Origin of the sequence: Streptomyces sp. P13-3-3 (assembly GCF_050571355.1) — a bacterium.
Classification (GTDB): Bacteria; Actinomycetota; Actinomycetes; order Streptomycetales; family Streptomycetaceae; genus Streptomyces; species Streptomyces althioticus.
This window is the reverse complement of record NZ_CP192228.1, coordinates 3,497,751-3,522,922: the sequence shown is the minus strand read 5'-3', so window position 1 is coordinate 3,522,922 and position 25,172 is coordinate 3,497,751. Positions and strand designations below refer to the sequence as shown.

The following is a 25,172-nucleotide window of genomic DNA, read 5'->3' as shown; positions in this document are numbered from 1 at the left end:
CCACCGGCCGGGGGAACGCGAAGGGACACCGTGAAAGAGCTGCGCATCAGGGTGCTGGCCGGCGTCTTCGTCGTCGCCGGTGTCCTGTCCTGGGCCGGCGCCCGCCTGTGGAACTCGCTGGGAACCCTCCCGAGCGTCCCCGTGGCCGCGCCGATCGTCCTCGCCCTGATCGCCACGGTCCTCGCGGCCACCGCGCTCTCCCTGCGCGCCCGCCTCAAGGCACAGCGCGAGCGCCGTCCGGACGCCAAGGGAGTCGACCCGCTGCAGGCGGCCCGCGCGGTGGTCTTCGGCCAGGCCAGCGCCCTGGTGGCGGCCCTCGTCGCCGGCCTCTACGGCGGCACGTTCGTCGTGCTGCTGGGCTCCCTGGACATCCCCGCCCGCCGCGACCAGGCCATCTACGCCGGATTCTCCGTGGTGGCGGGCATCGCCGTGATAGCGGCCGCCAAGTGGCTGGAGCACGTCTGCAAGCTCCCGGACGACGAGGACGACGACGACCACCCGGGCACGGCCCCGGCAGCCTGAGACACCCGAGACGCTAGGAGGGGCACGGTCCGTCCGGACCGTGCCCCTCCTAGCGTCGGTGACCGCGGTGTCCGTGATCGCGGCTCAGCGCGCCATGATCAGGCTCATCGCCTCGTTGCGGGTCGCCGCGTCCCGCAGCTGGCCCCGCACCGCCGAGGTGATCGTCTTGGCGCCGGGCTTGCGGATGCCCCGCATCGACATGCACATGTGCTCGCACTCCACGACCACGATGACCCCGCGCGGCTCCAGGATGTCCATCAGGGAGTCCGCGATCTGCGTGGTGAGTCGTTCCTGCACCTGCGGGCGCCGCGCGTAGACGTCCACCAGGCGGGCCAGCTTGGACAGGCCGGTGATCTTCCCGTTGGTCGACGGGATGTACCCGACGTGCGCCACGCCCCGGAACGGCACCAGGTGGTGCTCGCAGGTCGAGTACACCTCGATGTCCTTGACCAGCACCATCTCGTCGTGGCCGAGGTCGAACGTCGTCGTCAGCACGTCCTCGGGCTTCTGCCACAGGCCCGCGAAGATCTCCCGGTAGGCACGGGCCACGCGCGCCGGAGTCTCCTGCAGGCCCTCACGGTCCGGGTCCTCGCCCACCGCGATCAGCAGCTCGCGCACGGCGTTCCGGGCCCGCTTCTCATCGAACTCACCGATGGGGGCTATGCCGTCCAGCGTCACGGGGTCGGTCATGGGTGCCTCGTTCCTGTGCCTGCACGCGTGACGGGCACGCGTCTCGAACTGCGGGTACGCAAAATGCCGCGTCCCCCAGGCTAGAACCAGGGGGACGCGGCATCCATTCCGGGCCCTGAGGGGCTCCGAGGGCCTCGTGTCAGCTCTCGGGGCGCTCCTCCGGGGTCCGCTCCGGCTGCGGGGCGGGGTCCGTCGTGGCGCTCTTCGTGGTGGAGATGGCCGGCGTGGCGCCGTTCGCCCCGTTCGTCAGGGCCAGCTCCTTGGGGGAGAGGACCGGCGGGCGGGTGGACGGCGTACGGCGCGAGGAGCCGGTCCAGGCGGGCCTGGGCGGGCGCTTCACGATCGGCGCGAAGATCTCGGCGATCTCCTCCTTGCCCAGCGTCTCCTTCTCCAGGAGGGCCAGGACCAGGTTGTCGAGGACGTCGCGGTTCTCGACGAGGATCTCCCACGCCTCGTTGTGCGCGGTCTCGATGAGCTTCTTGACCTCTTCGTCGACCAGCGCGGCGACCTCTTCCGAGTAGTCGCGCTGGTGAGCCATCTCACGGCCGAGGAAGGGCTCGGTGTTGTCGCCGCCGAACTTGATGGCGCCGAGCCGCTCGGTCATGCCGTACTGCGTGACCATCGCGCGGGCCAGACCCGTGGCCTTCTCGATGTCGTTGGCGGCACCGGTGGTCGGGTCGTGGAAGACCAGCTCCTCCGCCGCGCGGCCGCCCAGCATGTACGCCAGCTGGTCCAGCATCTCGTTGCGCGTGGTGGAGTACTTGTCCTCGTCCGGCAGGACCATGGTGTAGCCGAGAGCGCGGCCTCTCGACAGGATGGTGATCTTGTGGACCGGGTCGGAGTTCGGTGAGGCCGCCGCGACCAGGGCGTGTCCGCCCTCGTGGTACGCGGTGATCTTCTTCTCCTTGTCGGACATGATCCGGGTCCGCTTCTGCGGGCCCGCGACGACGCGGTCGATCGCCTCGTCGAGCATCTTGTTGTCGATCAGCTTCTGGTCGCTGCGCGCGGTGAGCAGCGCGGCCTCGTTCAGCACGTTGGCCAGGTCGGCACCGGTCATGCCGGGCGTGCGGCGGGCCACGGCGCCGAGGTCGACGTCCGGGGCGACCGGCTTGCCCTTCTGGTGCACCTTGAGGATCTCGAGGCGGCCCTGCATGTCCGGGCGGTCCACCGCGATCTGGCGGTCGAAGCGGCCGGGACGCAGCAGCGCCGGGTCGAGGATGTCCGGGCGGTTCGTCGCGGCGATGAGGATCACGCCGCCCTTGACGTCGAAGCCGTCCATCTCGACGAGCAGCTGGTTCAGCGTCTGCTCGCGTTCGTCGTGACCGCCGCCGAGGCCGGCGCCGCGGTGGCGGCCGACCGCGTCGATCTCGTCGACGAAGACGATCGCCGGGGCGTTCGCCTTGGCCTGCTCGAAGAGGTCACGGACACGGGAGGCGCCGACACCGACGAACATCTCGACGAAGTCGGAACCCGAGATCGAGTAGAACGGGACGCCCGCCTCGCCCGCGACGGCACGCGCGAGCAGGGTCTTGCCGGTGCCGGGCGGGCCGTACAGCAGCACGCCCTTGGGGATCTTGGCGCCGACGGCCTGGAACTTCGCCGGCTCCTGCAGGAACTCCTTGATCTCGTGGAGCTCCTCGACGGCCTCCTCGGAGCCCGCGACGTCGGAGAACGTCGTCTTGGGAGTGTCCTTGGTGATGAGCTTCGCCTTGGACTTCCCGAAGTTCATGACACGGGAGCCGCCGCCCTGCATCTGATTCATCAGGAACAGGAAGACGACCACGATGAGGACGAAGGGAAGCAGGGACAGCAGAATGCTCACGAAGGGGTTCTGCTTCGACGGCGAAACCGTGTAGCCGTCAGGGATCTGCTTGTTCTGGAACTTGTCCTGCAGCGTGCTGGCGATGGTGACGCCCTGGTCGCCGATGTAGCTCGCCTGGATCTTCGAGCTGTCCTCGACCTTCTGGCCGTCCTTGAGCTGGACCTTGATGGTCTGCTCGTCGCCGGTGGTCAGCTTGGCCGACTCGACCTTGTTCTCGTTGATCGCCTGGACGACCTGGCCCGTGTCCACCGTCTTGTAGCCGCCGGACGAGCCGACGACCTGCATCAACACGACCACGGCAAGGACGGCCAGCACGATCCACATGACCGGCCCACGGAAGTATCGCTTCACGTCCATCCATACGGAGCGGTGCCGCCCCGTCCCTCCTGCCATAGTGAGTTTGATAAAGGCTGTTCTTCGGACGGTACCCCAGCATCGGCCCCCGACGCTGCGAGGGACAGCCGCCAATGGCGTCCACGCCTGCTCCAACGCCGCGGAGCCCGCCGGGGTTCCCGATCACGTACGGCGGCCGGGGCCGCCGCGGTTCACCCGCCGTAGACGTGGGGCGCGAGCGTCCCGACGAACGGCAGGTTGCGGTACTTCTCGGCGTAGTCGAGGCCGTAGCCCACGACGAACTCGTTGGGGATGTCGAAACCCACCCATTCGACGTCGATGGCGACCTTCGCGGCCTCGGGCTTGCGCAGCAGCGTGCACACCTTGAGGGAGGCGGGCTCGCGCGAGCCGAGGTTCGAGATCAGCCACGACAGCGTCAGGCCGGAGTCGATGATGTCCTCGACGATCAGGACGTGGCGGCCCTTGATGTCCGTGTCGAGGTCCTTGAGGATCCGCACCACGCCCGAGGACTGCGTGCCCGCCCCGTACGAGGACACGGCCATCCAGTCCATCGTGACGGGGGTGGACAGCGCCCTGGCGAGGTCGGCCATCACCATCACCGCGCCCTTGAGCACGCCGACGATCAGCAGGTCCTTGCCCGCGTACTCCGCGTCGATCTTCGCCGCCAGCTCCGTCAGCTTGGCGTCGATCTCTTCTTTGGTGATGAGCACCTTCTCGAGGTCGGCACCCATGTCGTTCGCGTCCACCCGCATCACTTTCGGTCGTCCCACCGGCCGGTCCGGTCCGCCCCGCGACCTGAGGCGGTCGGTGGGGTCCGGATTCAGCCCTGCCGAATCACCAGTCTGCCACCCTGCCGGCGGGCGACGACCCGGCCGGGGAGATTGATGGCCCCCTGACCGCGCCAGCCGGTGATCAGCCGGTCGACCTCCTCGATGTGGCGGGCGAACAGCGAACCGGCCGGTGCGCCGGCGTCGATGGCGGCCCGGCGCAGCACGCGGCGGCGCACGGCGGGCGGCAGGTCGTGCAGCGCGGCGCACTCCAGGCGGCCGTCGTCGTCGCGGACGCCGGCCGCGGCCTTCCCGGCCCAGGCGTCGAGGGCGTCGGCGTCGTCACGGGAGAGCTGGGCCGTACGGGCGAGGGCCTCGACGACGCCCTTGCCGAGGGCCTTCTCCAGGGCGGGCAGGCCCTCGTGGCGCAGCCGGGAGCGGGTGTAGGCGGGGTCGGTGTTGTGCGGGTCGTCCCAGACGGGCAGGGACTGGACCATGCAGGCCTTGCGGGCGGTCTGGCGGTCGAGCTGGAGGAAGGGGCGCCGGTAACGGCCGTCGGCCCCCGAGACCGCGGCCATGCCGGACAGGGAGCGGATGCCGGAGCCGCGGGCGAGGCCGAGCAGCACCGTCTCGGCCTGGTCGTCGCGGGTGTGGCCGAGCAGGACGGCGGCGGCGCGGTGGCGCTCGGCGGCGGCGTCGAGGGCGGCGTAGCGGGCGTCCCGGGCGGCGGCCTCGGGGCCTCCGTCGCGGCCGACGGTGACGGCGACCGACTCGACGGGGTCCAGGCCGAGTTCGCGCAGCCGGGAGGCGACCTCGACGGCGCGCGGGCCGGAGCCCGGCTGGAGGCCGTGGTCGACGGTGACGCCGCCGGCGCGCAGACCGGCGCGGGGGGCTTCGAAGGCGAGGGCGGAGGCGAGCGCCATGGAGTCGGCGCCACCGGAGCAGGCCACGAGCACGAGCGGGGAGGAGGACCGCTCGTCGGGCGTGAGGCGGCCGGGCGTCCGGCCGTGTTCGGCGAGGATGTCGTTCAGGACGCGGCGGACCGCCAGGCGTATCGCCGCGACCGCAGGATGGGGACCCATGTCCGGTTCCCTTCTGATGATGTCCGGGGGGTTGGGCCCGGGAGTCGGTCACGCAGAGTGTGTAGATGGTGACAGAACCGGGCCGTTCCCCGAGCATTGCACGCCTGCCCCATGCCTACGGTCCCTCGGACGGGTGATTGGCGGGGCGTCCGTCTGCCGCCGCCCGGACGCCCTGCGCGACAGGGGCGCGGCGCCTATGCCTCCGGTTTGCGGTGCACCCGCGTGATCCAGTCCGCCGGTTTGCCGATCTCCGCCTTGGTGGGGAGGGTGTTCGGCGACGTCCACACCCGGTTGAAGCCCTCCATGCCGACCTCGTCGACGACCGCGCGGACGAAGCGCTCGCCGTCGCGGTACTGCCGGAGCTTGGCGTCCAGGCCGAGCAGCTTGCGCAGCGCCATGTCCAGGCGGGAGGCGCCCTTGGCGCGGCGCTGCTGGAACTTCTCGCGGATCTCCGCGACGCTCGGCACGACCTCGGGGCCCACGCCGTCCATGACGTAGTCGGCGTGGCCCTCCAGCAGCGACATCACGGCGGTGAGCCGGCCGAGGATCTCCCGCTGGGCCGGAGTCTGCACGATCTCCACCAGGGAGCGCCCCTCGTCGCCCTCCTCGCCCTCGGGACGCCCGCCGACCAGGGACTGCGCGGCCTCGCGCACCCGCTCCAGCACGGTCGTCGGGTCGACGTCGGTCTCGGCCAGGAACGCCTGGATCTCGCCCTCGAGGTGGTCCCGCAGCCAGGGCACGGCCGTGAACTGGGTGCGGTGCGTCTCCTCGTGGAGCGTCACCCACAGCCGGAAGTCGTGCGGCTCCACGTCGAGTTCGCGCTCCACGTGGACGATGTTGGGGGCGACCAGCAGCAAGCGTCCGCCGCCGTTGGCGCCGGCCGGAAGGTCCCGGGTGGCGGGGGCGAACGTCTCGTACTGGCCGAGGACACGGGAGGCCAGGAACGACAGCAGCATCCCCAGCTCCACGCCGGTGACCTTGCCGCCGACGGCCCCCATCATCACGTTGCCGGGGCTCGTGCCGCGTCGTTCCTGCATCTTGTCGAGCAGGGGTTTGAGCAGTTCGCGGAAGCCGGCGACGTTGGCCCGCACCCAGCCGGGGCGGTCCACCACGAGGAGGGGCGTGTCATGGGTCTCGGGCGTGCCGAGGTTCGTGAAGCCGCGGACGTGTTCCTCCGCGGACCGCGCGTGGCGGCGGAGCTCCGCGACGACGGCGCGGGCCTCGTCCCGGCTCACGTCGGGGCCCGGCCGCATGAGCCTGGTCGCGGTCGCGACCGCGAGGTTCCAGTCGACCATGCCGGATGAGGCAGCACCACCGATGCTCGTCATGTGTCAACGGTACGTGAGGGGTGGGGAAACGGGCAGATCCTCACAGCCTGCGGCTGTACGGCGCCCTGACAGCGGCGCGGGGGCTTCGCGCTCCCGCGCGCGGGACTGCGCCCTCAGGGGCGCGCGGGACTGCGCCCTTAGGGGCGCGGGGAACTGCGCGAACGGGGGTCCGGGGGCGGAGCCCCCGAAGACGGGGGGCAGGACGCCGCACGTCCAGGTGTGCCGGTGCAGCCGCACGCTGCAGAGGTGAGGGAGACTCCCCCGCCCATTTCGGGGGCTTCGCCCCCGGACCCCCTTCGCGCAGTTCCCCGCGCCCCTGTGGGGCGTCTTCGTCCACGCCCCTCACAGGGCACCGCCAAGCCCCGCACAAGACGCCGCCCGCGCCCCGGGAGGGGCGTTGCTGTCACGCAGCCCGGAGGGGTGCGGCCTCCCCACGCCCACGGAGGGCGTCGTCGTACCGCGTCCCGGAAGTCCCCTACCGCGTCCGGCAACCGCACGTCGCCAAGGCTGTCGCGGCCTTGTCCAAGGTCGACTGGGCCGCCTCCGCCCCCGCCGTGTCGTTCGCGAGGAACGCGAAGGCCAGCAGGCGGCCGTCGCGGTCCACGACCGTGCCGGCGAGCGTGTTGACTCCCGTCAGCGTGCCGGTCTTGGCGCGGACCAGGCCCGCCGCCCCGTCCGCGTAGCGACCGGACAGCGTGCCGGTGAAGCCGGCGACGGGGAGGCCCGTGAGGGCGGAGCGCAGTTCCGGGTGGGCGGGGTCGCCCGCCTTGACGAGGAGGGCGGTCAGCAGGTCCGCCGTGAGCCGCCCGCCCCGGTCCAGCCCGCTGCCGTCCTTGATCACGACGCCCTTCACGGGCAGCTTCAGCGCCTTCAGACGGGCGGTGACCGCCGCCCCCGCGCCGGCGAAGTCGGCCCGCTTGCCGGTGGCCACGGCGGTGTGCCGGGCGAGCGCCTCGGCGATGTCGTTGTCGCTGTTGGTCAGCATGCGCTCGACGAGCGAGGAGAGCGGCGGCGAGGAGACCGCCGCGAGGGTGGTGGCGCGCGTGGTCGACTTCGACGGACCGGGCGGCGTGGCCGTGATCCCGTGCTCCTTCAGCAGGTCGCCGAACGTCCGGGCGGCCTCCGCCGCGGGGTCGGCGACACGCTTGACGGGTCCGCTGGAGGAGTCGTCGGTGCGGCCCTCGTCGGCCATCAGGGGGGTGACGGCGGCGAGGTTCTCGTTGCCCCGCCCGATCGGGTGGGCCGTGTCGCCCTTGTAGAGGGTCGTGTCGTACGACAGCGTCACCTTGCGCACGCCCCGCTTGGCGAGGGCGGCCGCCGTGCGGGCGGCCAGGTCGCGCAGGCTCGCGGCCCCCTTGGCGTTCTTGCGGGCGGTGAGCGTGGGATCGCCGCCGCCGACCAGCACGACCTCCTCGGTGTCGGGCTCGTAGACCGAACGGGTGGTGAGCCGGTGGTCGGGGCCCAGCGCGGACAGCGCGGCGACCGCGGTGGCGATCTTCGTGGTGGAGGCGGGGGTGAGCGCGTTCCCGGAGTCCGCGCCGTAGAGGCGGCGGCCGGTCGCCGCGTCGACCACGGCGGCGGAGCGGCGGCCCAGCACCGGGTCCTTCAGCAGCGGGTCGAGGACGGCGGCGAGCGCCTTCCCGGCGGGCGCCGAACGGGCGGCGGTGGCGGTGCCGCCGAGGCCGGTGAGCACGGACGGGGCGGGCGGGGCGGCCTGCGGTCCGCGCGGCGGGGTGCCGGCGCGCGCCCGGGATCCGTCGTGATCTGTGCCACGCGAGGCTTCCAGGGCCACGGCCCGGTGCCGCTCGGCCGTACGCTGACCCGAGGAGTCCCAGGGGCCGGCGGCGGCCGCCACTCCCGCGGCCAGCGCCAGACCGGCGGTGGCGGCGGTCGCGGTGTACCAGCCGGTTCCGGGCCGGGCGACCCGTGGGGCCTGCGGCGATCCCGGCCGGCGTCCCCTGGTGAACCACGGCCCGGTGGCCGCGGCGACCCGCGCCAGACGCGGTCGTACGGCGTCCGCGATCCGCACGACGTGCGGTCCCGCGGCCCGCCAAGGCCTCAGCTCTGGCACGACCACCAGCCCCTTTCGCGATCACACACCTGCGTGAGGGACACTTAACCACCAGAACGATGTGCTGATCATGGAGGAGCGTCCGGTGGAGTTCGACGTCACGATCGAGATCCCGAAGGGTTCGCGGAACAAGTACGAGGTGGACCACGAGACGGGTCGGATCCGCCTGGACCGTCGGCTCTTCACCTCGACCGCCTACCCGACCGACTACGGCTTCGTCGAGAACACCCTCGGCGAGGACGGCGACCCGCTGGACGCGCTGGTCATCCTGGACGAGCCGACGTTCCCGGGCTGCCTGATCCGCTGCCGCGCCATCGGCATGTTCCGCATGACGGACGAGGCCGGCGGCGACGACAAGCTGCTGTGCGTCCCGTCGACGGACCCGCGCGTGGAGCACCTGCGCGACATCCACCACGTGTCGGAGTTCGACCGCCTGGAGATCCAGCACTTCTTCGAGGTCTACAAGGACCTGGAGCCGGGCAAGTCCGTCGAGGGCGCCGACTGGGTCGGCCGGGTGGACGCCGAGGCGGAGATCGAGCGGTCCTACAAGCGCTTCAAGGACCAGGGCGGCCACTGAGCCCCCGCACCACGGGACGTGACGACGGGCCGCACGCCGACGCGTGCGGCCCGTCGTCGCGCTGCGTGCGCATACTGGCGGGGCAGAGGGCACACTGAAGGACGGTGTCGTCAGCAGGGAGAGAAAGGCACGTGACGGACGCGGAGGACCGCAAGCCGCAGTCGGACGAAGCGAGGAACGCCTTCGTACCCCCTTCCGGTCTCGCGGCGACCGCCGACAACGAGTCGTCGACGACGTCCGAGTTCGCCCTGCCGGACGGGCTGGCCGTGCCGAAGCCCGGACAGGAGTCCGAGACCACCTCGGAATTCGCCCTTCCGGACGGTCTGGACGTCGCCCCGCCCCCGCAGCCCGAGCCGGAGGGCTCGGCGTTCAGCACGCCGAGGACGTACAGCGCCCGGCATGCCACGTTCACCCCGCCGGCCGGCGTCCCGCTGGTCCGGCTGACCAAGGACGTGCCCTGGCAGGACCGGATGCGCACGATGCTGCGCATGCCGGTGACCGAGCGCCCCGCCCCGGAGCCGGTGCAGCGGCACGACGACTCCGGCCCGGCCGTGCCGCGCGTGCTCGACCTGAGCCTGCGTATCGGCGAGCTGCTGCTGGCCGGCGGCGAGGGCGCCGAGGACGTGGAGGCGGCGATGTTCGCCGTGTGCCGCTCCTACGGCCTGGACCGCTGCGAGCCCAACGTCACGTTCACCCTGCTCGCGGTCTCCTACCAGCCGTCCCTGGTCGACGACCCGGTGACGGCCTCCCGCACGGTGCGCCGCCGCAGCCCCGACTACACCCGGCTGGCGGCCGTCTACCAGCTGGTGGACGACCTCAGCGACGACGAGACCCAGGTGTCCCTGGAGGAGGCGTACCGGCGGCTGGCGGAGATGCGCCGTAACCGGCACCCCTATCCGGGCTGGGCGCTGACGGCCGCGAGCGGGCTGCTCGCCGGTTCCGCCTCGGTCCTGGTCGGCGGTGGTCTGCTGGTGTTCGTCGCGGCGGCGGTCGGCGCCATGCTCGGCGACCGGCTGGCCTGGCTGTGCGCCGGGCGCGGGCTGCCGGAGTTCTACCAGTTCACGGTGGCCGCGACGCCGCCGGCCGCGATCGGGGTGGCGCTGACCCTGGCGCACGCGGACGTGAAGGCGTCCGCGGTGATCACCGGTGGGCTGTTCGCGCTGCTGCCCGGACGGGCACTGGTGGCGGGCGTGCAGGACGGTCTGACCGGCTTCTACATCACGGCGTCGGCGCGTCTGCTGGAGGTGCTGTACTTCTTCGTCGGCATCGTGATCGGCGTGCTGACGGTGCTGTACTTCGGCGTGCAGCTGGGCGCCAATCTGGTGCCGGACGCGGCGCTCGGCGGGTCGGACCCGCAGCCGGTGCTCCAGATCGCCGCGTCCCTGGGCCTGTCGCTGGCCTTCGCGGTGCTGCTCCAGCAGGAACGGTCCACCGTGCTGATGGTGACGCTGAACGGCGGGGTCGCCTGGGTGGTGTACGGGGCGATGCACGACGCGGGTGACATCTCGCCGGTGGCGTCGACGGCGGTGGCGGCCGGTGTGGTCGGCCTGTTCGGGCAGCTGCTGGCCCGCTACCGGTTCGCGTCGGCGCTGCCGTACACGACGGCCGCGATCGGGCCGCTGCTGCCCGGTTCGGCCACGTACTTCGGTCTGCTGGGCATCGCGCAGAACGAGGTCGACTCGGGTCTGACGTCGCTCACCAAGGCGGTGGCGCTGGCGATGGCCATCGCGATCGGGGTGAACCTCGGTTCGGAGATCTCCCGGCTGTTCCTGCGGATCGGCTCGGCGGAGAAGCGACGGGCGGCGAAGCGGACGCGGGGTTTCTGACCCGCGCACCGCCCGCCGCCCGGCAGGGACCGCTCAGTAGCCGCCGTTGTACGGCTGCTGCTGGTCGTACTGCTGCTGGTTGTACTGCTGCTGGTCGTTGCCGTACGGCTGCCGGCGGGGCTGCTGCTGCGGGTATCCGTTCGGATTGCCGTTCGGGTGGCCGCCGTAGGGCTGGTGGGGCTGCTGCTGCGGGTAGCCGCCCTGGCCGCCGTACTGCTGCGGGCGGGGCTGCTGGGGCGCGGCGGCCGGGGTGATGCGGCGCAGCTGGGTGGTGGCGTCGTCCATGACCTGCGGCTGCGGGTGCTGCTGCGCGGCCGGGGCCTCGGCGGCGGCGCGCTTCTTCTTGCCGCGCTCCCGCAGGTACTCGACGAGGATCGGCACCACGGAGACGAAGACGATCAGGACGAGGATCGCCTCGACGTTCTCCTTGATGAAGGAGATCTGGCCCAGCCAGTAACCGGCGAGGGTGACGCCCGTGCCCCAGGCGATGCCGCCGATGACGTTGTACGTGAGGAACGTGCGGTACTTCATCCGGCCGGCGCCGGCCACGATGGGCGCGAAGGTCCGCACGATGGGCACGAAGCGGGCCAGGACGATCGCCTTGGGCCCGTACTTCTCCATGAACTCGTGGGCCTTCTCCAGGTTCTCCTGCTTGAAGAGCTTGGAGTTGGGCCGGCTGAACAGGCGGGGCCCGAAGAACTTCCCGATCATGTAGCCGACCTGGTCGCCGATCACGGCGGCGAGCACGATCAACGTGCAGACCAGCCACAGCGGCTGGCTGATGTAGGTGCCCTCGGCCACGAACAGGCCCGCCGTGAACAGCAGGGAGTCGCCGGGCAGGAACGCGAAGAGTCCGGATTCCGCGAAGACGATCAGCAGGATGCCGGGGAGGCTGAAGGTCTCGATGAGGTAGTCCGGGCTCAGCCACTCGGGGCCGAGCGCAAGCGTGGTCACGGGGATGTGGCTCCTGCAGCTGGGGGTCAAGGGCGGGGCTGGCTGCCCAAATTATGAACGCAGCCGTAGAAGCCCAGGTTCCGCGGGGGTACCCAGGATGCACTGTGCCCCGCCCCGTGGAAAGCCGCGAGCCGGCGCCGTGGGGCGGTCACCGCTGGTCGTGGCCCGGTGCGGCCGGGCCACGACCGTCAGGCGGTGTGCCGTACGGCGTTGGCGAGGATCGCGTCCCGCATGTACGCGGCCAGTCCCGGCTTCGCCTGGTCGATGTTGCGGGTGAACCGCTCGTCGTCGACGTACATCTCGCCCAGGCAGGTGTGCATCTCGTACCCGCAGTCGTAGTGGTTGCGGGAGATGCCCCGCCGGTGGTCCTCGGCGGCGTCCATCGCCGCCTCGGAGTCCGCCGGCTCGCCCGCCTCCATCAGGGCGACGAAGCGCCGGGTCAGTTCGTCGGCCTCGTCCTGGATCCGCTGCCAGTCCTCCTTGGTGTAGGAGGCCGTCCGCTCCCGCGACTGGCGGTAGGCGTCGGTGTCGCCCCAGCGCTCCTGGACCTCCTCCTGGTACTGGTCGGGGTCGAAGTCGCCGAAGACCTCGAACTTCTCCTCGGGCGTCAGGTTGATTCCCATCGTGCGTGCCTCCATGGCCTGTTCCACGGCCGCCGCCATCTTCTGCAGCCTCTCGATCCGGGCGGTCAGCAGCTCGTGCTGGCGGCGCAGGTGCGCGCGCGGGTCCGCGTCCGGGTCGTCGAGCAGCGCGGCGACCTCCTCCAGCGGGAAGCCGAGCTCGCGGTAGAACAGGATCTGCTGCAGCCGGTCGAGGTCGGCGTCGCCGTACCTCCGGTGCCCCGCGTGGCTGCGCCCGCTCGGCACGAGCAGGCCGATGGCGTCGTAGTGGTGCAGGGTGCGCACCGTGACGCCGGCGAACCCGGCCACCTGTCCCACGGACCAGCTCATGTCCGCTCCCTTCCCTTGCGCGCTCCAGGCTGGGTCCTCACGCCACGTGAGGTGCAAGCGGGTTACCGGTTTATCCCTTTCGCCCCCTTTATCGTGTGCGCGTGGCCCAGGACAGCACGCAGCCGGCGCCCGGCACCGCCCCGGCGGCCTCGGCACGCGCCCTCCTGCCGACCATCGTGCCCGCGCTGCTGGTCGGCGTGGTGACGAGCCTGGTCCTGCTGGGGGTGAGCGCGGCCGCCGAGGAGCTGCAGCACGCCCTCTGGCAGGACCTGCCGGACGCGCTCGGCGTGGGGCGTTACTCCGTGGCGTGGATGTTCGCCGTGCTGACCGCCACCGGGGCCGCCGTCGGGCTGGTGGTGTGGAAGGTCCCCGGGCACGCGGGCCCCGACCCGGCGACCACCGGCCTGGAGGCGCCGGTGCTGCCGCTCGCGGTGCTGCCCGGACTGGTGCTGGTGACCGCGCTGGTCCTGGCGGGCGGGCCGAGTCTGGGACCGGAGAACCCGATCATCGCCGTGAACGTGTCGCTGGCGGTCTGGTTCGGCGCCCGCGTCCTCCCGAGGACGGCCCGGCGGGGCTGGGTGGCCCTCGCGGAGGCGGGAACCATCGGCGCGCTGTTCGGCACGCCGGTCGCCGCCGCGCTGGTGATCTCCGAGGCGCTGGCCGGGCAGCGCGTCAAGGGACAGCTGTGGGACAGCCTGTTCGCACCGCTGGCCGCCGCCGGGGCCGGGGCGCTGACCACCACGCTCGTGTCGGAGCCGAGCTTCGACCTGCATCTGCCGCCGTTCGAGGGGCCCGGCTGGGCCGATCTGCTGGCGTCGCTCGTGGTGGCCTCTGCGGGCGCGCTGCTCGGCATGTGCGCCGTGTACGCCTTCCCGTACGTGCACGGCGCGTTCCGGCGGCTGCGGCACCCGATGCTGATGCTTCCGGTCGGCGGGGTGGTCCTGGGCGCGCTCGCGGCCCTGGGCGGGCACCTCACGCTGTTCAAGGGGCTCGACGAGATCGCCGAGCTGGCCGCCGACCCCGACGGCTGGACGGCGGGCGAGTTCGCCGTGATGACGGTGGTGAAGCTGGCCGCGCTGCTGGTCGCCGCGTCCTGCGGCTTCCGCGGCGGACGGATCTTCCCTTCGGTGTTCGTCGGGACGGCGCTCGGCCTGTGCGCGCACGCCCTGGTGCCCGGGGTGCACCCGGCGGTCGGGGTGTCGGCGGCCGTCCTGGGCGTGCTGCTGGCCGTCACCCGGCAGGGCTGGGTGAGCCTGTTCGTCGCGGCCGTCCTGGTCGCCTCCCCCGGCATGCTCACCCTGCTCTGCCTCGCCTCCCTCCCCGCCTGGCTGCTCGTCACCGGCCGCCCGCACATGCAGCTGCGGCCGGACGGGACGGCCGTCAGGTGACCCCGCTCCCCCGGCGGTCCGCCCCGGGCCGCCCGACCCCTACGGAGGACCCATGCCGCTGCACCCCGGCCGGCCGGCCGGTGAGCGCCCGATGTCCGTCAACCCCTTCCTGGGGCCCGCGAACCCGGTCGGGGGGATGACCCAGGCGCCGCCCAGGCACCGGCTGCCGGACGGCCCCATGGCCCCGTCGACGGCGTACCAGCTGGTGCACGACGAGCTGATGCTGGACGGCAACGCCCGGCTGAACCTGGCCACCTTCGTCACCACCTGGATGGAGCCCGAGGCCGGGGTGCTGATGATGGAGTGCCGCGACAAGAACATGATCGACAAGGACGAGTACCCGCGCACCGCCGAACTGGAGCGGCGGTGCGTGGCGATGCTCGCCGACCTGTGGCACGCGCCCGACCCGTCGAAGGCGGTGGGCTGTTCGACCACCGGTTCCAGCGAGGCGTGCATGCTGGCCGGGCTGGCCATGAAGCGGCGCTGGGCGCTGCGCAACGCCGGCCGTTACCCCTCGCGGGAGGCCCGTCCCAACCTGGTGATGGGCATCAACGTCCAGGTGTGCTGGGACAAGTTCTGCACCTTCTTCGAGGTGGAGCCCCGTCAGGTGCCGATGGAGGGCGACCGTTTCCACCTCGACCCGGCGGCGGCCGCGGAGCTGTGCGACGAGAACACCATCGGCGTCGTCGGCATCCTCGGCTCCACCTTCGACGGGTCCTACGAGCCGGTCGCCGAGCTGTGCGCGGCCCTGGACGACCTCCAGGAGCGCACGGGCCTGGACGTCCCGGTGCACGTCGACGGGGCGTCGGGGGCGATGGTCGCGCCGTTCCTCGACGAGGACCTGGTGTGGGACTTCCGGCTGGACCGGGTGGCGTCGGTCAACACCTCCGGGCACAAGTACGGCCTGGTGTACCCAGGGGTGGGCTGGGTGCTGTGGCGGGACGCGGCGGCGCTGCCCGAGGAGCTGGTGTTCCGGGTGAACTACCTGGGCGGCGACATGCCGACCTTCGCGCTGAACTTCTCCCGGCCGGGCGCCCAGGTGGTGGCGCAGTACTACTCCTTCCTGCGGCTGGGCCGGGACGGCTACCGCGCGGTGCAGCAGGCCGCGCGGGACGTGGCCACGGGACTGTCCGCGCGGATCGAGGCGCTCGGCGACTTCCGGCTGCTCACCCGGGGCGACGAGCTGCCGGTGTTCGCCTTCACCACGGCGCCGGACGTGACGGCGTTCGACGTGTTCGACGTGGCGCGGCGGCTGCGGGAGACCGGCTGGCTGGTGCCCGCCTACACCTTCCCGGCGAACCGTCAGGACCTCGCGGTGCTGCGGGTGGTGTGCCGCAACGGCTTCTCCGAGGACCTCGCCGACCTGTTCGCCGAGGACCTCACCCGGCTGCTGCCGGACCTGCGGAGCCAGTCACACCCCCTCACGCGGGACAGGAACGCGGCGACCGGCTTCCATCACTGAGCCGGGTGGTCCGGCTCCCGTGTGGACGGGAGCCGGACCACGGGCGCCCTACCTGCTGAGGCGGGCGAACCGCCGTACCGCCAGCGGGAAGAACACCGCGAGCAGCGCCAGGGGCCACAGGACCGCGGCCCCCGCGTGCCCGGACTCGGCGCCGGGCACGCCGAACAGGTCCCGTACGGCGGCGGCCGTGTGGGAGATCGGGTTCCACCGCGCGACCGTGGCGAGCCAGCCGGGCATGGACTCGGGGACGGCGAAGACGGTGGACAGGAAGCCGAACGGCCAGACCAGGATCTGCACCGCCTGCACCATCTCGGGCTTGCCCGCCACCAGCGCCAGGTGGATGCCGATCCACAGCATCGCGAACCGGAGCAGCAGGAGCAGTCCCACCGCGCCCAGGAACGCGCCCGGGCCCGCGTCCGTGCGCCAGCCGAGCGCGGCGGCCACGCCGAGCAGCACCACCAGGCCGAGCACCGACTGGAGCATGTCGGCGGCGGAGCGGCCCACCAGCACCGCGCCGTCGGCCATCGGCATGGACCGGAAGCGGTCGACGACCCCCTTGTTCATGTCCTGGGTGACGGCGATCATCGTGCCCTCCAGGCCGAAGGCCATGCTGAGCGCGAGCATCCCCGGCAGCAGGTAGCCGAGGTAGTCGCCGCTCACCCCGCGCCCGCCGCCGATGAGGTAGCCGAACATCAGCAGCAGCATCACCGGGAAGACCAGGTTCACCACCACCGCGGCCGGCTGCCGTCCCCAGCGGGCCAGCTCCCTGCGGGTCATGGTCCAGGAGTCGGCCAGTGCGTACGCCGTGCTGGTCATGCTGCCTCCTTCACTCGCTCGTCGCGTCCGGTGAGGTGCAGGAACACCTCGTCGAGCGTGGGCCTGCGCAGGGCGACGTCCTCGGCCTCGACGCCGGCCTCCCGCAGGGCCTGCACCACGGCGGTGAGGGCCGCCATGCGGTCGCTGACCGGCGCGCTCAGCAGCCGCCGGTCGGCGTCCACGGTGACCGCGTCCCGCGGTGCGGGCAGCAGGCCCGCCACCGTCTCCAGCTGTCCGGCGTCACGCAGCACCACGTCGATGCGGTCGCCGCCGGTGGCCGTCTTGAGCTGGTCCACCGTGCCGTCCGCGACGACCCGGCCGGAGTCCACCATCGACACCCGGTCGGCCAGCTGGTCCGCCTCCTCCAGGTACTGCGTGGTGAGCAGGACCGTCGTCCCGCCGCCGACCAGGGAGCGCACCGCGTCCCACACCTCGGCGCGGCCGCGCGGGTCGAGCCCGGTGGTCGGTTCGTCCAGGAAGAGCACCTCCGGTTCGGTGATCAGGGAGGCGGCGAGGTCGAGCCGGCGCCGCATGCCGCCGCTGTACTTCGCCACCGCTTTCGCGCCGGTGCCGGAGAGCCCGAAGCGCTCCAGCAGTTCGTCCGCCCGGGCGCGGGCCCGCCGGGCGCCCAGGTGGTGGAGGCGGCCGAACAGTTCGAGGTTCTGCCGGCCGCCGAGTTCCTCGTCGAGCGCCGCGTGCTGGCCGAGCAGGCCGATCCGCAGACGCACCTGGTACGCCTCGCGCACCACGTCGTGTCCCGCCACGACGACCCGGCCGGAGTCGGGGCGGAGCAGGGTGGACAGGACCCGGACCAGAGTGGTCTTGCCCGCGCCGTTCGGCCCGAGCACCGCGTGGACTGTCGAGCGGGCGACCGTGAGATCGAGTCCGTCGAGTGCGGCCGTGCCCGATCCCCTGGCTCCCCGGTACGTCTTGCGTGCTTCCTCGACGGTGATCGCCGCGTCGGACACTGAAGCCCCCTTCATTAGTCAAACTTGACTAGCGTCGCGCACCGTATTACCCGCCACCCTCACTCGTCAAACTTGATTACTCGGCATCCCCGGGATGCGGCTGCCGCGTCGCGTACGGGTTCTCCTCGCCCTCGGCGAGCACACCGACGAACGGCTCGCCCTCGCCGGCGAAGGTGTAGGCGCCGCCCCGGATACGCGCCACGAGCCCGCGCGTCCACGCGGCCCCGGTGTCCGCCGAGTGGACCCAGAAGTCCATGATCTCGCCGATGTGCCCCAGCTCACCGGGCCCGTTCTCCGGGACGTAGTACTCCGTGACCGCCTTGCGCCACTCCTCGATGGACGCCAGCCGGCGCTCCAGCAGGGCCAGGGCCTCCTCCCGCTCCAGGTCGACCATCAGGCCGAGCCCGGCCGAGAGCACGTCCGGCTTCTGGTCGTAGGAGGTCAGCGCCTCGCGCAGCAGCCGGAAGTACTCCTCCGTGCCCTGCTCGGTGACCTCGTACTCGGTGCGCGGCGGGCCGCCGGCCGTGGAGGGAGCGGTCTCGTGCGCGACGAGCAGCCCCTGCTTGGCCATCTGCTTCAGCGCGTGGTAGATCGAGCCGGGCTTGGCGTTGGACCACTCGTGCGCGCCCCAGTACTCCAGGTCGTTGCGCACCTGGTAGCCGTGGGCCCGCCCGTGCTGGCGCACCGCGCCGAGCACGAGAAGACGGATCACTGACATGCGGACCAGCGTAGGCCGCGCCCGGCGGGCACCGGGAGCGGCCCGGAGGGACGGGCGGGCCGGATCAGAACGGGAAGCCGCTGCGGCCGTGCTGCACCGAGATCCACTTGGTGCTGGTGAAGGCGTCCAGCATGGTGTCGCCGTTCAGCCGGCCCACGCCCGAGTGCTTCTCGCCGCCGAAGGGGACGATCGGCTCGTCGTGCACGGTGCCGTCGTTGACGTGGAACATCCCGGTGTCGATCCGCTTCGCGAACCGCACGCCCCGCTCGACGTCCCCGGTGTGCACGGCGCCGCTGAGCCCGTAGGGGGTGTCGTTCACCAGGCGCACCGCCTCCTCCTCGCCGTCGAACGGGACGAGGAACGCGACCGGGCCGAACACCTCCTGCCGCAGCAGGGCGGAGTCGGCCGGCAGCCCGGTGACGACGGACGGCTCGACCAGGTTGTCGCTGCGTCCGCCGTGCACCAGGGCGGTGGCGCCCTCGGCGAGGGCCTGCTCGACGACGCCGGTGAGGGCGTCCGCCTGCCGGGAGTTGATCACCGGACCGATGACGGTCTCCGGGTCGCGGGGGTCGCCGGCCTTCAGCGTGCGCACCTTGGCGACGAACTTCTCGGTGAACTCGTCGGCCACGGCCCGGTCGACCAGGATGCGGTTGGCGGCCATGCAGACCTGGCCCTGGTGGACGTACCGGCTGAACACGGCCGCGTCCACGGCGTAGTCCACGTCGGCGTCGTCCAGGACCACCAGCGCGCTGTTGCCGCCCAGCTCCAGCACCGCGCGCTTGAAGAGGGACGCGCAGACGGTCGCGACGTGCCGGCCGACCTCGTCGGAGCCGGTGAAGGAGATGACCTCCGGTATCGGGTGCTCCAGGAAGGCGTCGCCTATCTCCGCGATGTCGGTGATCACGACGTTGAGCAGCCCGGGGGGCAGTCCCGCGTCCTCGAAGATCTTCGCGACCAGGGAGCCGCCGACGACCGGGGTGTTCTGGTGCGGCTTGAGCACCACGCCGTTGCCCAGCGCGAGCGCGGGGGCGACGGACTTCAGCGACAGCAGGAAGGAGAAGTTGAACGGGCTGATCACGCCGACCACGCCGACCGGCTCGCGGTAGACGCGGTTCTCCTTGCCGTCCACCGGCGAGGGGAGGATCCGGCCCTCGGGGGCGAGCGCCAGGTGCACCGACTCGCGCAAAAACTCCTTGGCGAGGTGCAGCTCGAAGGCGGCCTTGAGGCGGGTCCCGCCCAGCTCGGCGACGATCGCCCCGGCGATCTCCTCCTCGCGCTCCTCGACCAGCCGGAGCGCCTTCTCGAACACCGCGCGGCGGGCGTACGGGTTGGTGTCCGCCCACTCCTTCTGCGCGCGGGCCGCCGCCCGGTACGCCTGGTCGACCTCGTCGACCGTGGCGATGGTGATCGACGCGAGCTTCTCGTCGTCGTACGGGTTGAAGTCGATGATGTCCCAGGAGCCGGTGCCCGGGCGCCACTCACCGTCGATGTACTGCTGAGCCAGGTCGGTGAAGTACGACGACATGTGATCCCTCGATCCCTCGCTGCGTCAGCAGAAACACGATCAGCACACCGGGGTGTGATCACACGTCATCGTACGTGTGTCACAAGGGAGTTGAGGGGTCTCTCGGGACAGGCGCCGGTGCACTTCAGGACAGTTGCAGCAGCCCGCGGAGCAGGTCGCGGCTCTCGGCGGGACCCGGGCTGTCGTGCTGCAGCTCCTTGAGCGCCTTCTCGTAGTGGGCCACGTCCTCGGATTTGTCCAGGTACAGCGCGCTGGTGAGCTGCTCCAGGTACACCACGTCCGAGAGGTCGGGCTCGGGAAAGCTCAGGATGGTGAAGGCGCCGGACTCCCCGGAGTGCCCGCCCATGCTGAACGGCACCACCTGGAGCCGGACGTTGGGCCGCTCGGAGACGTCGATCAGGTGCTGGAGCTGCCCGCGCATCACCGCGCGGTCGCCGTACGGCCGGCGCAGCGCCGCCTCGTCGAGCACCACGTGGAACTCGGGGGCGTTCTCCGCGACCAGGTATTTCTGCCGCTCCAGACGCAGCGCCACGCGGCGCTCCACGTCGGCGTCGCTCGCGCTCTTCATGCCGCGCCGCACCACCGCGCGGGCGTAGTCCTCGGTCTGCAGCAGGCCGTGCACGAACTGCACCTCGTAGGCCCGCAGCAGCGAGGCCGCGCCCTCCAGGCCGACGTAGGTGGGGAACCAGCTGGGCAGGACGTCCGAGTAACTGTGCCACCAGCCCGCCACGTTGGCCTCCTTGGCGAGGGAGACCAGCGAGGCGCGCTCCTGCTCGTCCGTGATGCCGTACAGCGTCAGCAGGTCTTCCACGTCCCTGGTCTTGAAGCTCACCCGGCCCAGCTCCATCCGGCTGATCTTCGATTCGGAGGCGCGAATCGAGTAGCCCGCGGCCTCGCGCGTGATCCCCCGCGCCTCACGCAGTCGCCTGAGTTGTGATCCGAGCAGCATGCGCCGCACCACCGATCCCGGCTCTCCCGCGCTCACGTTCGACAGCCTCCCCAACGTCTTCAAGGCCCGCAGTCTGCCACTAAAACACTCCGAGCAGTACTCGACCGATTACACAAACGGAATTCCGCCGCTCGATCCGGTCAGGAAGCGGCACGGAACGGGCACCGAGGCGCAACCGGGGGGCAAGAGAACAGCCAGGAGGAGACGCGGGGATGACGGAAAAATTGCCCAACAAACCAGAACGGCAGGGCTGATTTCGGTCAGCTGCACGTGCATCTGCCCTTGCATCTGCTGTGCGCATCCGAAACCATGGGCCCCGCACCACCGCAGCCTCGCTACGACCGCGAATTCCCGGGAGTGCCTCGCATGGGGACGAATGGATCGACCATGCTCGAGCCGTTACGGCAGGGCCTTCCGCCGTTGAACCTCGCCGCCGCCTCCGACGCCGCCTCCTGCGCCCTGCCCGCCCGCTACGAAGCGGTCCGCGAGGCACGGCGGTTCACCCGGGGCACCCTCGACCAGTGGCACCTCGGCGAACGGTTCGACGACGTCTGCCTGGTGGTCTCCGAACTCGTCACCAACGCCCTGCGCCACGCCCTGCCGGCGAACACCCCGCGCCTGGCCGCCCCGGAACCCCCGGTGCGGCTGCACCTGATGCGGTGGACCGGACGGCTGGTGTGCGCGGTGCGCGACCCCAGCGACGAGGGCCCGGTCACCCGGGAGCCGGAGGACCTGTCCGAGGACTGCTCCGCCGAGTCCGGACGCGGGCTGTTCCTGGTCGACACCTTCAGCGACAGCTGGGGCTGGCACCCGCTGGCCGGCGCGCTCAGCGGCAAGGTGGTGTGGGCGCTCTTCCGGCTCCCGCAGCCCTGATCCCCGTACGGCGCACGCGCGTGCCACGTGTCTACGCGCGTCGCGCCCGACGGGCCCGCCCGGCGCCGCGCCCTCCGCGGTCAGCTCGCGACCAGGTGGTCGAACTCGCCGTCCTTCACGCCCAGCAGCATGGCCTCGATCTCCGCGCGGGTGTAGACGAGCGCGGGACCGTCGGGGAAGCGGGAGTTGCGCACCGCGACCTCCCCGCCCGGCAGCCGGGCGAACTCCACGCAGGACCCCTGCGAGTTGCTGTGCCGGCTCTTCTGCCAGGCCACACCGTCCAGCCGCGTGGCCGCCATGCCGTTGTACACGCCGGACGCGCCGGCACCGTCGTGCCCGTCACCGTCGTACACGTCGTGGTCCACAGGTCGCTCCCCGCTGGTGCACCGGCTGGTGTGGCCATTGATGCAGTGGTCAACTGACCCGGATCATAACTCCGTTCACGTGCATATGCAGGGGCAGATGCACGTGCACGGCGGGTGGCGGCGCGGTTACAGCCTCACCCGCCGCCCGGTGTCCGCTTTGACGGACGTTTTACCGGGCCCCGCTGCCTTAGAGACGCGAGCGGGGGCGATTGTGTTCCCTCATGTGCCCTTCCGGTGGGTGGGCGGTGATGTGTTCCGGGCGGGCCGGCGTCGATGGTGCGAGGTCCGTCACGCAACCCTGGCCGGGCGCGGGGCGGTTCCTGTTAGCTGACACCGGTCGTCCGGCCGCCCGGGCCGGAACCAGGGAGGGGACCAGCGGTGACTGTGGAGACTTCGGTGGACCGGGTCGGTCCGGCGCTCACGCGGGACGGGCGGTCCCGCACCCGGCGGACACGGCTGGCGGCCGCGGCGGTGTGCCTGGCCGGCGCGTTCGGGCTCACGGCGTGCAGCGACGGCGACGGCGGCTCGGACGACTCCGCGGCGCCCACCGCGTCCGCCACGAGGACGGCGGACTCCGGCGGCAGCACGGGCGGCTCCAGCGCGAGCGGCGCCCCGGCCGGCGACCTCGAGGGCAGCTGGCTCACCACCGCGGACGGCAAGGCGGTGGTCCTGATGGTCACCGGTGAGGAGGCGGCCCTCTTCGCCACAGGCGGCACGGTGTGCAGCGGCACGGCGAAGGGCGGCGCCGAGCCGACGCTCGCCCTGAAGTGCCCGACGGGCAACGGCGACCGCACGAAGGGGACGGTGACGTCGGTCGACGGAAAGTCCCTCACGGTGGAGTGGGACGGCGCGGCAGGCACGGAGACGTACACGAAGGCGGAGGGCGGCTCCCTGCCCCCGGGCCTCCCGACGGAGGGCCTGGGTTCTTAGGGCCGGCCGCCCCGCCGTCCGGGGCGGGCGCACCCCCACCGTCTGCGGGGAGTCGTGCCGCGCCTTCCGGGGCGGGCGCGCCCACCCCCGTCTGCGGGCAGTCGTGCCGCTTGGGGCGATGGGGGTCCCCCCGCTCGAGCGAAGCCGAGAGTGGGGGAGGGTGGGCGCAGACGGCACCCGCAGTCGGCAACGCACAGCACCCCGCCGTCAGCAGCGCCGCCGCGTCGGGGCGACCACCCCCGCGTCACGGCAACCGCCGCCGCCCCCGCACCTGCGCCCCATCGGCCGCCCGCTTCCCTTCCTCCCACCCCGCCACATCACTCACCCCACGCAACCGCGTCGTGGCCGTCGCCGGGAACAGCCGGTCCGTCCGCTCGGCCACGGCCACCTCCCGCGACGCCAGCACAGGCAGCAGATCGCCCCCCACCGGCACCTCGGCCGCAGCCGCCGCCAACCGGTCCCCCACCCTGTGGGCGTACGCGGCGAGGAAAGACTGCCGAAACGTCTTCGTCCGCTTTCGCCCGCCCGCCCGCTGCGCCGCCTCCGCCTTGGTCATCGCACCGGTCGCCTGCACCAGCAGCGAGGTGTAGAGCAGCTCGACCGCCTCGAGGTCGGACGCGAACCCCACCACCGTCGAGAACCCGAACGCCTCGTTCCACACCGCCCGGCAGTGGTTCGCCGAGGCCACCGCGTCCAGCAGCACCGCCTTGGCCTGCTCGTACGGCGGGTCCACCCCGATCCGGACGGCGTCCGGCCCCTCCGCGACCGCTCCCTGCGCGGCGAGCAGCGCCTCGTCCACACTGTGCCGCGCCATCAGCTCCTGCGCCTTGGCGCTCAGCGCCTCCGCCTCCTCCGGGAACCCGGTCGCCTCGGCCTTCGCCAGCAGCGCCCGGATACGCCCGAGCATCCGCGACTCCGGCTTCCGCTCCCGCCCGCCGGACGGTGACGTTCCCGCCGCCTGGTCGAGCGGCTCCAGCGCGGGCAGCCGCAGCAGCAGCCGGTACAGCTCCAGGACGGCGGTGGCGTACGAGAACCGGTCACCGCGCGCGGCCGCGTCGGACGTCGGCACCTCGGCGACCTGCGCCTCCCACCGCGTTCCCCGCGCCCGCCCGTCCCGCCGCGCCTGGGCCCGGATCAGCGAGCCGGCCAGCCGGGCGTGCGTCTCGTCCAGTTCCCGCCGCACCACCCGGACGACGTCCGCGGGCTGCCACCCCCGCTGCCAGGCGGACGCGACGAAGTCCTCACCTCGGCGGGCGAGCTCGGCGTCCGCCGCGGGGTCGGCGGCGAGCAGGGAGGCCCCCGTGTCGAGGGTGTCGTCGCCCGTGTCGTAGAGGGCGGAGCGGAAGGCGCGGTCGACGGTGCCGGACGTACTCACAGGGCCGATCGTGCCACGCCGCGACCCGTCACCCGGAAGTGTCAACGACGGGTTGACACCCTTCTACTGTCAACTTACGGTTGACACATGTCGAAGAACCCCGCCATCAAGTCATCCGTCCGTCTCGACGACCTCATCGCGGCCATCAAGACGGTCCACGACGAACCGCTCGAACAGCTCCAGGACGCGGTGCTCGCCGGCGAGCACCTCGGCGACGTCGCGGACCATCTGATCGGCCACTTCGTCGACCAGGCCCGGCGCTCGGGCGCCTCCTGGACCGACATCGGCAAGAGCATGGGCGTCACCCGGCAGGCCGCCCAGAAGCGCTTCGTCCCCCAGGGCGGCAACGACCTCGACCCGAGCCAGGGCTTCAACCGCTACACGCCCCGCGCCCGCAACACGATCATGGCCGGTCACAACGAGGCGCAGGCCGCCCGCAGTGCGGAGATGGGCCCCGAGCATCTGGTCCTCGGGCTGCTGGCCGAGCCGCAGGGACTGGCCGTCAAGGCGGTCACCGAGCAGGGCGTCGGCGTGGACGCGGTCCGCGAGGCCGCGCGCGCGGCGCTGCCGCCCGCCGCCGAGGACGCCCCCGAGCTGGTGCCGTACAACTCGGCGGCCAAGAAGGTGCTGGAGCTGACGTTCCGCGAGGCGCTGCGCCTCGGCCACAACTACATCGGCACCGAGCACATCCTGCTCGCCCTCCTGGAGCACGAGAACGGCACCGGTGTGCTCAGCGGCCTCGGCGTCACCAAGGGCGCCACCGAGCGGTACGTGGTCGAGATGCTCGCGCAGTACGTGGAGACGAGGACGGGGGACGAGCCGGCGCGGGAGGGCTGATCCGCGGCCCGGCCGGCCCGCTC

Annotated in this window: 23 protein-coding genes; 8 read left to right on the top strand and 15 right to left on the bottom strand. The window is 72.1% G+C overall.

What is annotated here, in order from left to right; all coding sequences use genetic code 11:
- Positions 1-30: 30 nt before the first annotated feature.
- The gene (locus ACQZOG_RS16115; RefSeq protein WP_033274923.1) at positions 31-522 is read left to right on the top strand and encodes a DUF3180 domain-containing protein; all 492 of its coding nucleotides are present in this window, start codon (positions 31-33) and stop codon (positions 520-522) included.
- 84 nt (positions 523-606) lie between these two features.
- Here ACQZOG_RS16115 and folE read toward each other — a convergent pair whose 3' ends face one another.
- The 6 genes from folE to dacB form a co-directional block, all read right to left on the bottom strand.
- On the bottom strand, positions 607-1,212 hold the full coding sequence (gene folE, locus ACQZOG_RS16110) for a GTP cyclohydrolase I FolE (protein ID WP_033274922.1): 606 nt from the start codon (positions 1,210-1,212) through the stop codon (positions 607-609).
- Positions 1,213-1,351: 139 nt separating this feature from the next.
- Entirely contained in the window at positions 1,352-3,391 is a 2,040-nt protein-coding gene (ftsH, locus tag ACQZOG_RS16105) for an ATP-dependent zinc metalloprotease FtsH (protein WP_037640876.1), read from the bottom strand.
- Positions 3,392-3,579: 188 nt separating this feature from the next.
- On the bottom strand, positions 3,580-4,140 hold the full coding sequence (gene hpt / locus ACQZOG_RS16100; protein ID WP_033274920.1) for a hypoxanthine phosphoribosyltransferase: 561 nt from the start codon (positions 4,138-4,140) through the stop codon (positions 3,580-3,582).
- A gap of 68 nt (positions 4,141-4,208) precedes the next feature.
- On the bottom strand, positions 4,209-5,237 hold the full coding sequence (tilS, locus tag ACQZOG_RS16095; protein ID WP_033274919.1) for a tRNA lysidine(34) synthetase TilS: 1,029 nt from the start codon (positions 5,235-5,237) through the stop codon (positions 4,209-4,211).
- Between the two features lie 194 nt (positions 5,238-5,431).
- Complete coding sequence (locus ACQZOG_RS16090) at positions 5,432-6,565, bottom strand: zinc-dependent metalloprotease (protein ID WP_078492963.1); 1,134 nt, start codon at positions 6,563-6,565, stop codon at positions 5,432-5,434.
- A 475-nt stretch (positions 6,566-7,040) separates the two neighbouring features.
- Entirely contained in the window at positions 7,041-8,642 is a 1,602-nt protein-coding gene (gene dacB / locus ACQZOG_RS16085; protein ID WP_430741575.1) for a D-alanyl-D-alanine carboxypeptidase/D-alanyl-D-alanine endopeptidase, read from the bottom strand.
- Positions 8,643-8,721: 79 nt separating this feature from the next.
- On the opposite strand from dacB, the gene ACQZOG_RS16080 reads away from it, so the two are divergent.
- Both ACQZOG_RS16080 and ACQZOG_RS16075 read left to right on the top strand, forming a co-directional pair.
- The gene (locus ACQZOG_RS16080; protein WP_024885835.1) at positions 8,722-9,213 is read left to right on the top strand and encodes an inorganic diphosphatase; all 492 of its coding nucleotides are present in this window, start codon (positions 8,722-8,724) and stop codon (positions 9,211-9,213) included.
- 131 nt (positions 9,214-9,344) lie between these two features.
- Complete coding sequence (locus ACQZOG_RS16075; protein ID WP_359577145.1) at positions 9,345-11,039, top strand: threonine/serine ThrE exporter family protein; 1,695 nt, start codon at positions 9,345-9,347, stop codon at positions 11,037-11,039.
- Positions 11,040-11,072: 33 nt separating this feature from the next.
- Here ACQZOG_RS16075 and ACQZOG_RS16070 read toward each other — a convergent pair whose 3' ends face one another.
- Both ACQZOG_RS16070 and ACQZOG_RS16065 read right to left on the bottom strand, forming a co-directional pair.
- Positions 11,073-11,993: a DedA family protein gene (locus ACQZOG_RS16070; RefSeq protein WP_037640874.1), complete on the bottom strand. Its 921-nt coding sequence runs from the start codon at positions 11,991-11,993 to the stop codon at positions 11,073-11,075.
- A gap of 188 nt (positions 11,994-12,181) precedes the next feature.
- Entirely contained in the window at positions 12,182-12,943 is a 762-nt protein-coding gene (locus ACQZOG_RS16065) for a MerR family transcriptional regulator (RefSeq protein WP_033274915.1), read from the bottom strand.
- A gap of 101 nt (positions 12,944-13,044) precedes the next feature.
- Here ACQZOG_RS16065 and ACQZOG_RS16060 point away from each other — a divergent pair, with 101 nt between their 5' ends.
- The gene (locus tag ACQZOG_RS16060; protein WP_391605621.1) at positions 13,045-14,331 is read left to right on the top strand and encodes an ion channel protein; all 1,287 of its coding nucleotides are present in this window, start codon (positions 13,045-13,047) and stop codon (positions 14,329-14,331) included.
- Between the two features lie 52 nt (positions 14,332-14,383).
- Positions 14,384-15,793 (top strand): glutamate decarboxylase, encoded by a 1,410-nt coding sequence (locus ACQZOG_RS16055; protein ID WP_033274913.1) that lies wholly within the window; start codon positions 14,384-14,386, stop codon positions 15,791-15,793.
- 48 nt (positions 15,794-15,841) lie between these two features.
- Here ACQZOG_RS16055 and ACQZOG_RS16050 read toward each other — a convergent pair whose 3' ends face one another.
- The 5 genes from ACQZOG_RS16050 to ACQZOG_RS16030 form a co-directional block, all read right to left on the bottom strand.
- Positions 15,842-16,609, bottom strand: a complete 768-nt coding sequence (locus ACQZOG_RS16050; protein ID WP_033274912.1) for an ABC transporter permease — start codon at positions 16,607-16,609, stop codon at positions 15,842-15,844.
- On the bottom strand, positions 16,606-17,592 hold the full coding sequence (locus ACQZOG_RS16045) for an ATP-binding cassette domain-containing protein (protein WP_106963309.1): 987 nt from the start codon (positions 17,590-17,592) through the stop codon (positions 16,606-16,608). Before ACQZOG_RS16045 ends, ACQZOG_RS16050 begins: the two co-directional genes overlap by 4 nt.
- A 61-nt stretch (positions 17,593-17,653) precedes the next feature.
- On the bottom strand, positions 17,654-18,295 hold the full coding sequence (locus ACQZOG_RS16040; RefSeq protein WP_033274910.1) for a PadR family transcriptional regulator: 642 nt from the start codon (positions 18,293-18,295) through the stop codon (positions 17,654-17,656).
- A gap of 64 nt (positions 18,296-18,359) precedes the next feature.
- Positions 18,360-19,820, bottom strand: a complete 1,461-nt coding sequence (locus tag ACQZOG_RS16035; protein WP_203550387.1) for an aldehyde dehydrogenase family protein — start codon at positions 19,818-19,820, stop codon at positions 18,360-18,362.
- A gap of 124 nt (positions 19,821-19,944) precedes the next feature.
- Entirely contained in the window at positions 19,945-20,769 is an 825-nt protein-coding gene (locus tag ACQZOG_RS16030; protein ID WP_051724511.1) for a helix-turn-helix domain-containing protein, read from the bottom strand.
- A gap of 366 nt (positions 20,770-21,135) precedes the next feature.
- Here ACQZOG_RS16030 and ACQZOG_RS16025 point away from each other — a divergent pair, with 366 nt between their 5' ends.
- On the top strand, positions 21,136-21,642 hold the full coding sequence (locus ACQZOG_RS16025; RefSeq protein ID WP_167338205.1) for an ATP-binding protein: 507 nt from the start codon (positions 21,136-21,138) through the stop codon (positions 21,640-21,642).
- Between the two features lie 80 nt (positions 21,643-21,722).
- On the opposite strand, the gene ACQZOG_RS16020 is transcribed toward ACQZOG_RS16025, so the two are convergent.
- Positions 21,723-22,007 carry a DUF397 domain-containing protein gene (locus ACQZOG_RS16020; protein WP_033274906.1) on the bottom strand — a complete coding sequence of 95 codons (285 nt, stop codon included), beginning with the start codon at positions 22,005-22,007 and terminating at the stop codon, positions 21,723-21,725.
- 378 nt (positions 22,008-22,385) lie between these two features.
- On the opposite strand from ACQZOG_RS16020, the gene ACQZOG_RS16015 reads away from it, so the two are divergent.
- A complete protein-coding gene (locus ACQZOG_RS16015; RefSeq protein WP_203550388.1) occupies positions 22,386-22,937 on the top strand; it encodes a hypothetical protein in 552 nt (183 codons plus the stop codon).
- Positions 22,938-23,181: 244 nt separating this feature from the next.
- Here the strand turns inward: ACQZOG_RS16015 and ACQZOG_RS16010 are convergent, their stop codons facing one another.
- Positions 23,182-24,312, bottom strand: a complete 1,131-nt coding sequence (locus tag ACQZOG_RS16010; RefSeq protein ID WP_078492960.1) for a DUF2786 domain-containing protein — start codon at positions 24,310-24,312, stop codon at positions 23,182-23,184.
- Positions 24,313-24,399: 87 nt separating this feature from the next.
- On the opposite strand from ACQZOG_RS16010, the gene ACQZOG_RS16005 reads away from it, so the two are divergent.
- Positions 24,400-25,149 carry a Clp protease N-terminal domain-containing protein gene (locus ACQZOG_RS16005; RefSeq protein WP_033274904.1) on the top strand — a complete coding sequence of 250 codons (750 nt, stop codon included), beginning with the start codon at positions 24,400-24,402 and terminating at the stop codon, positions 25,147-25,149.
- Positions 25,150-25,172: the final 23 nt, after the last annotated feature.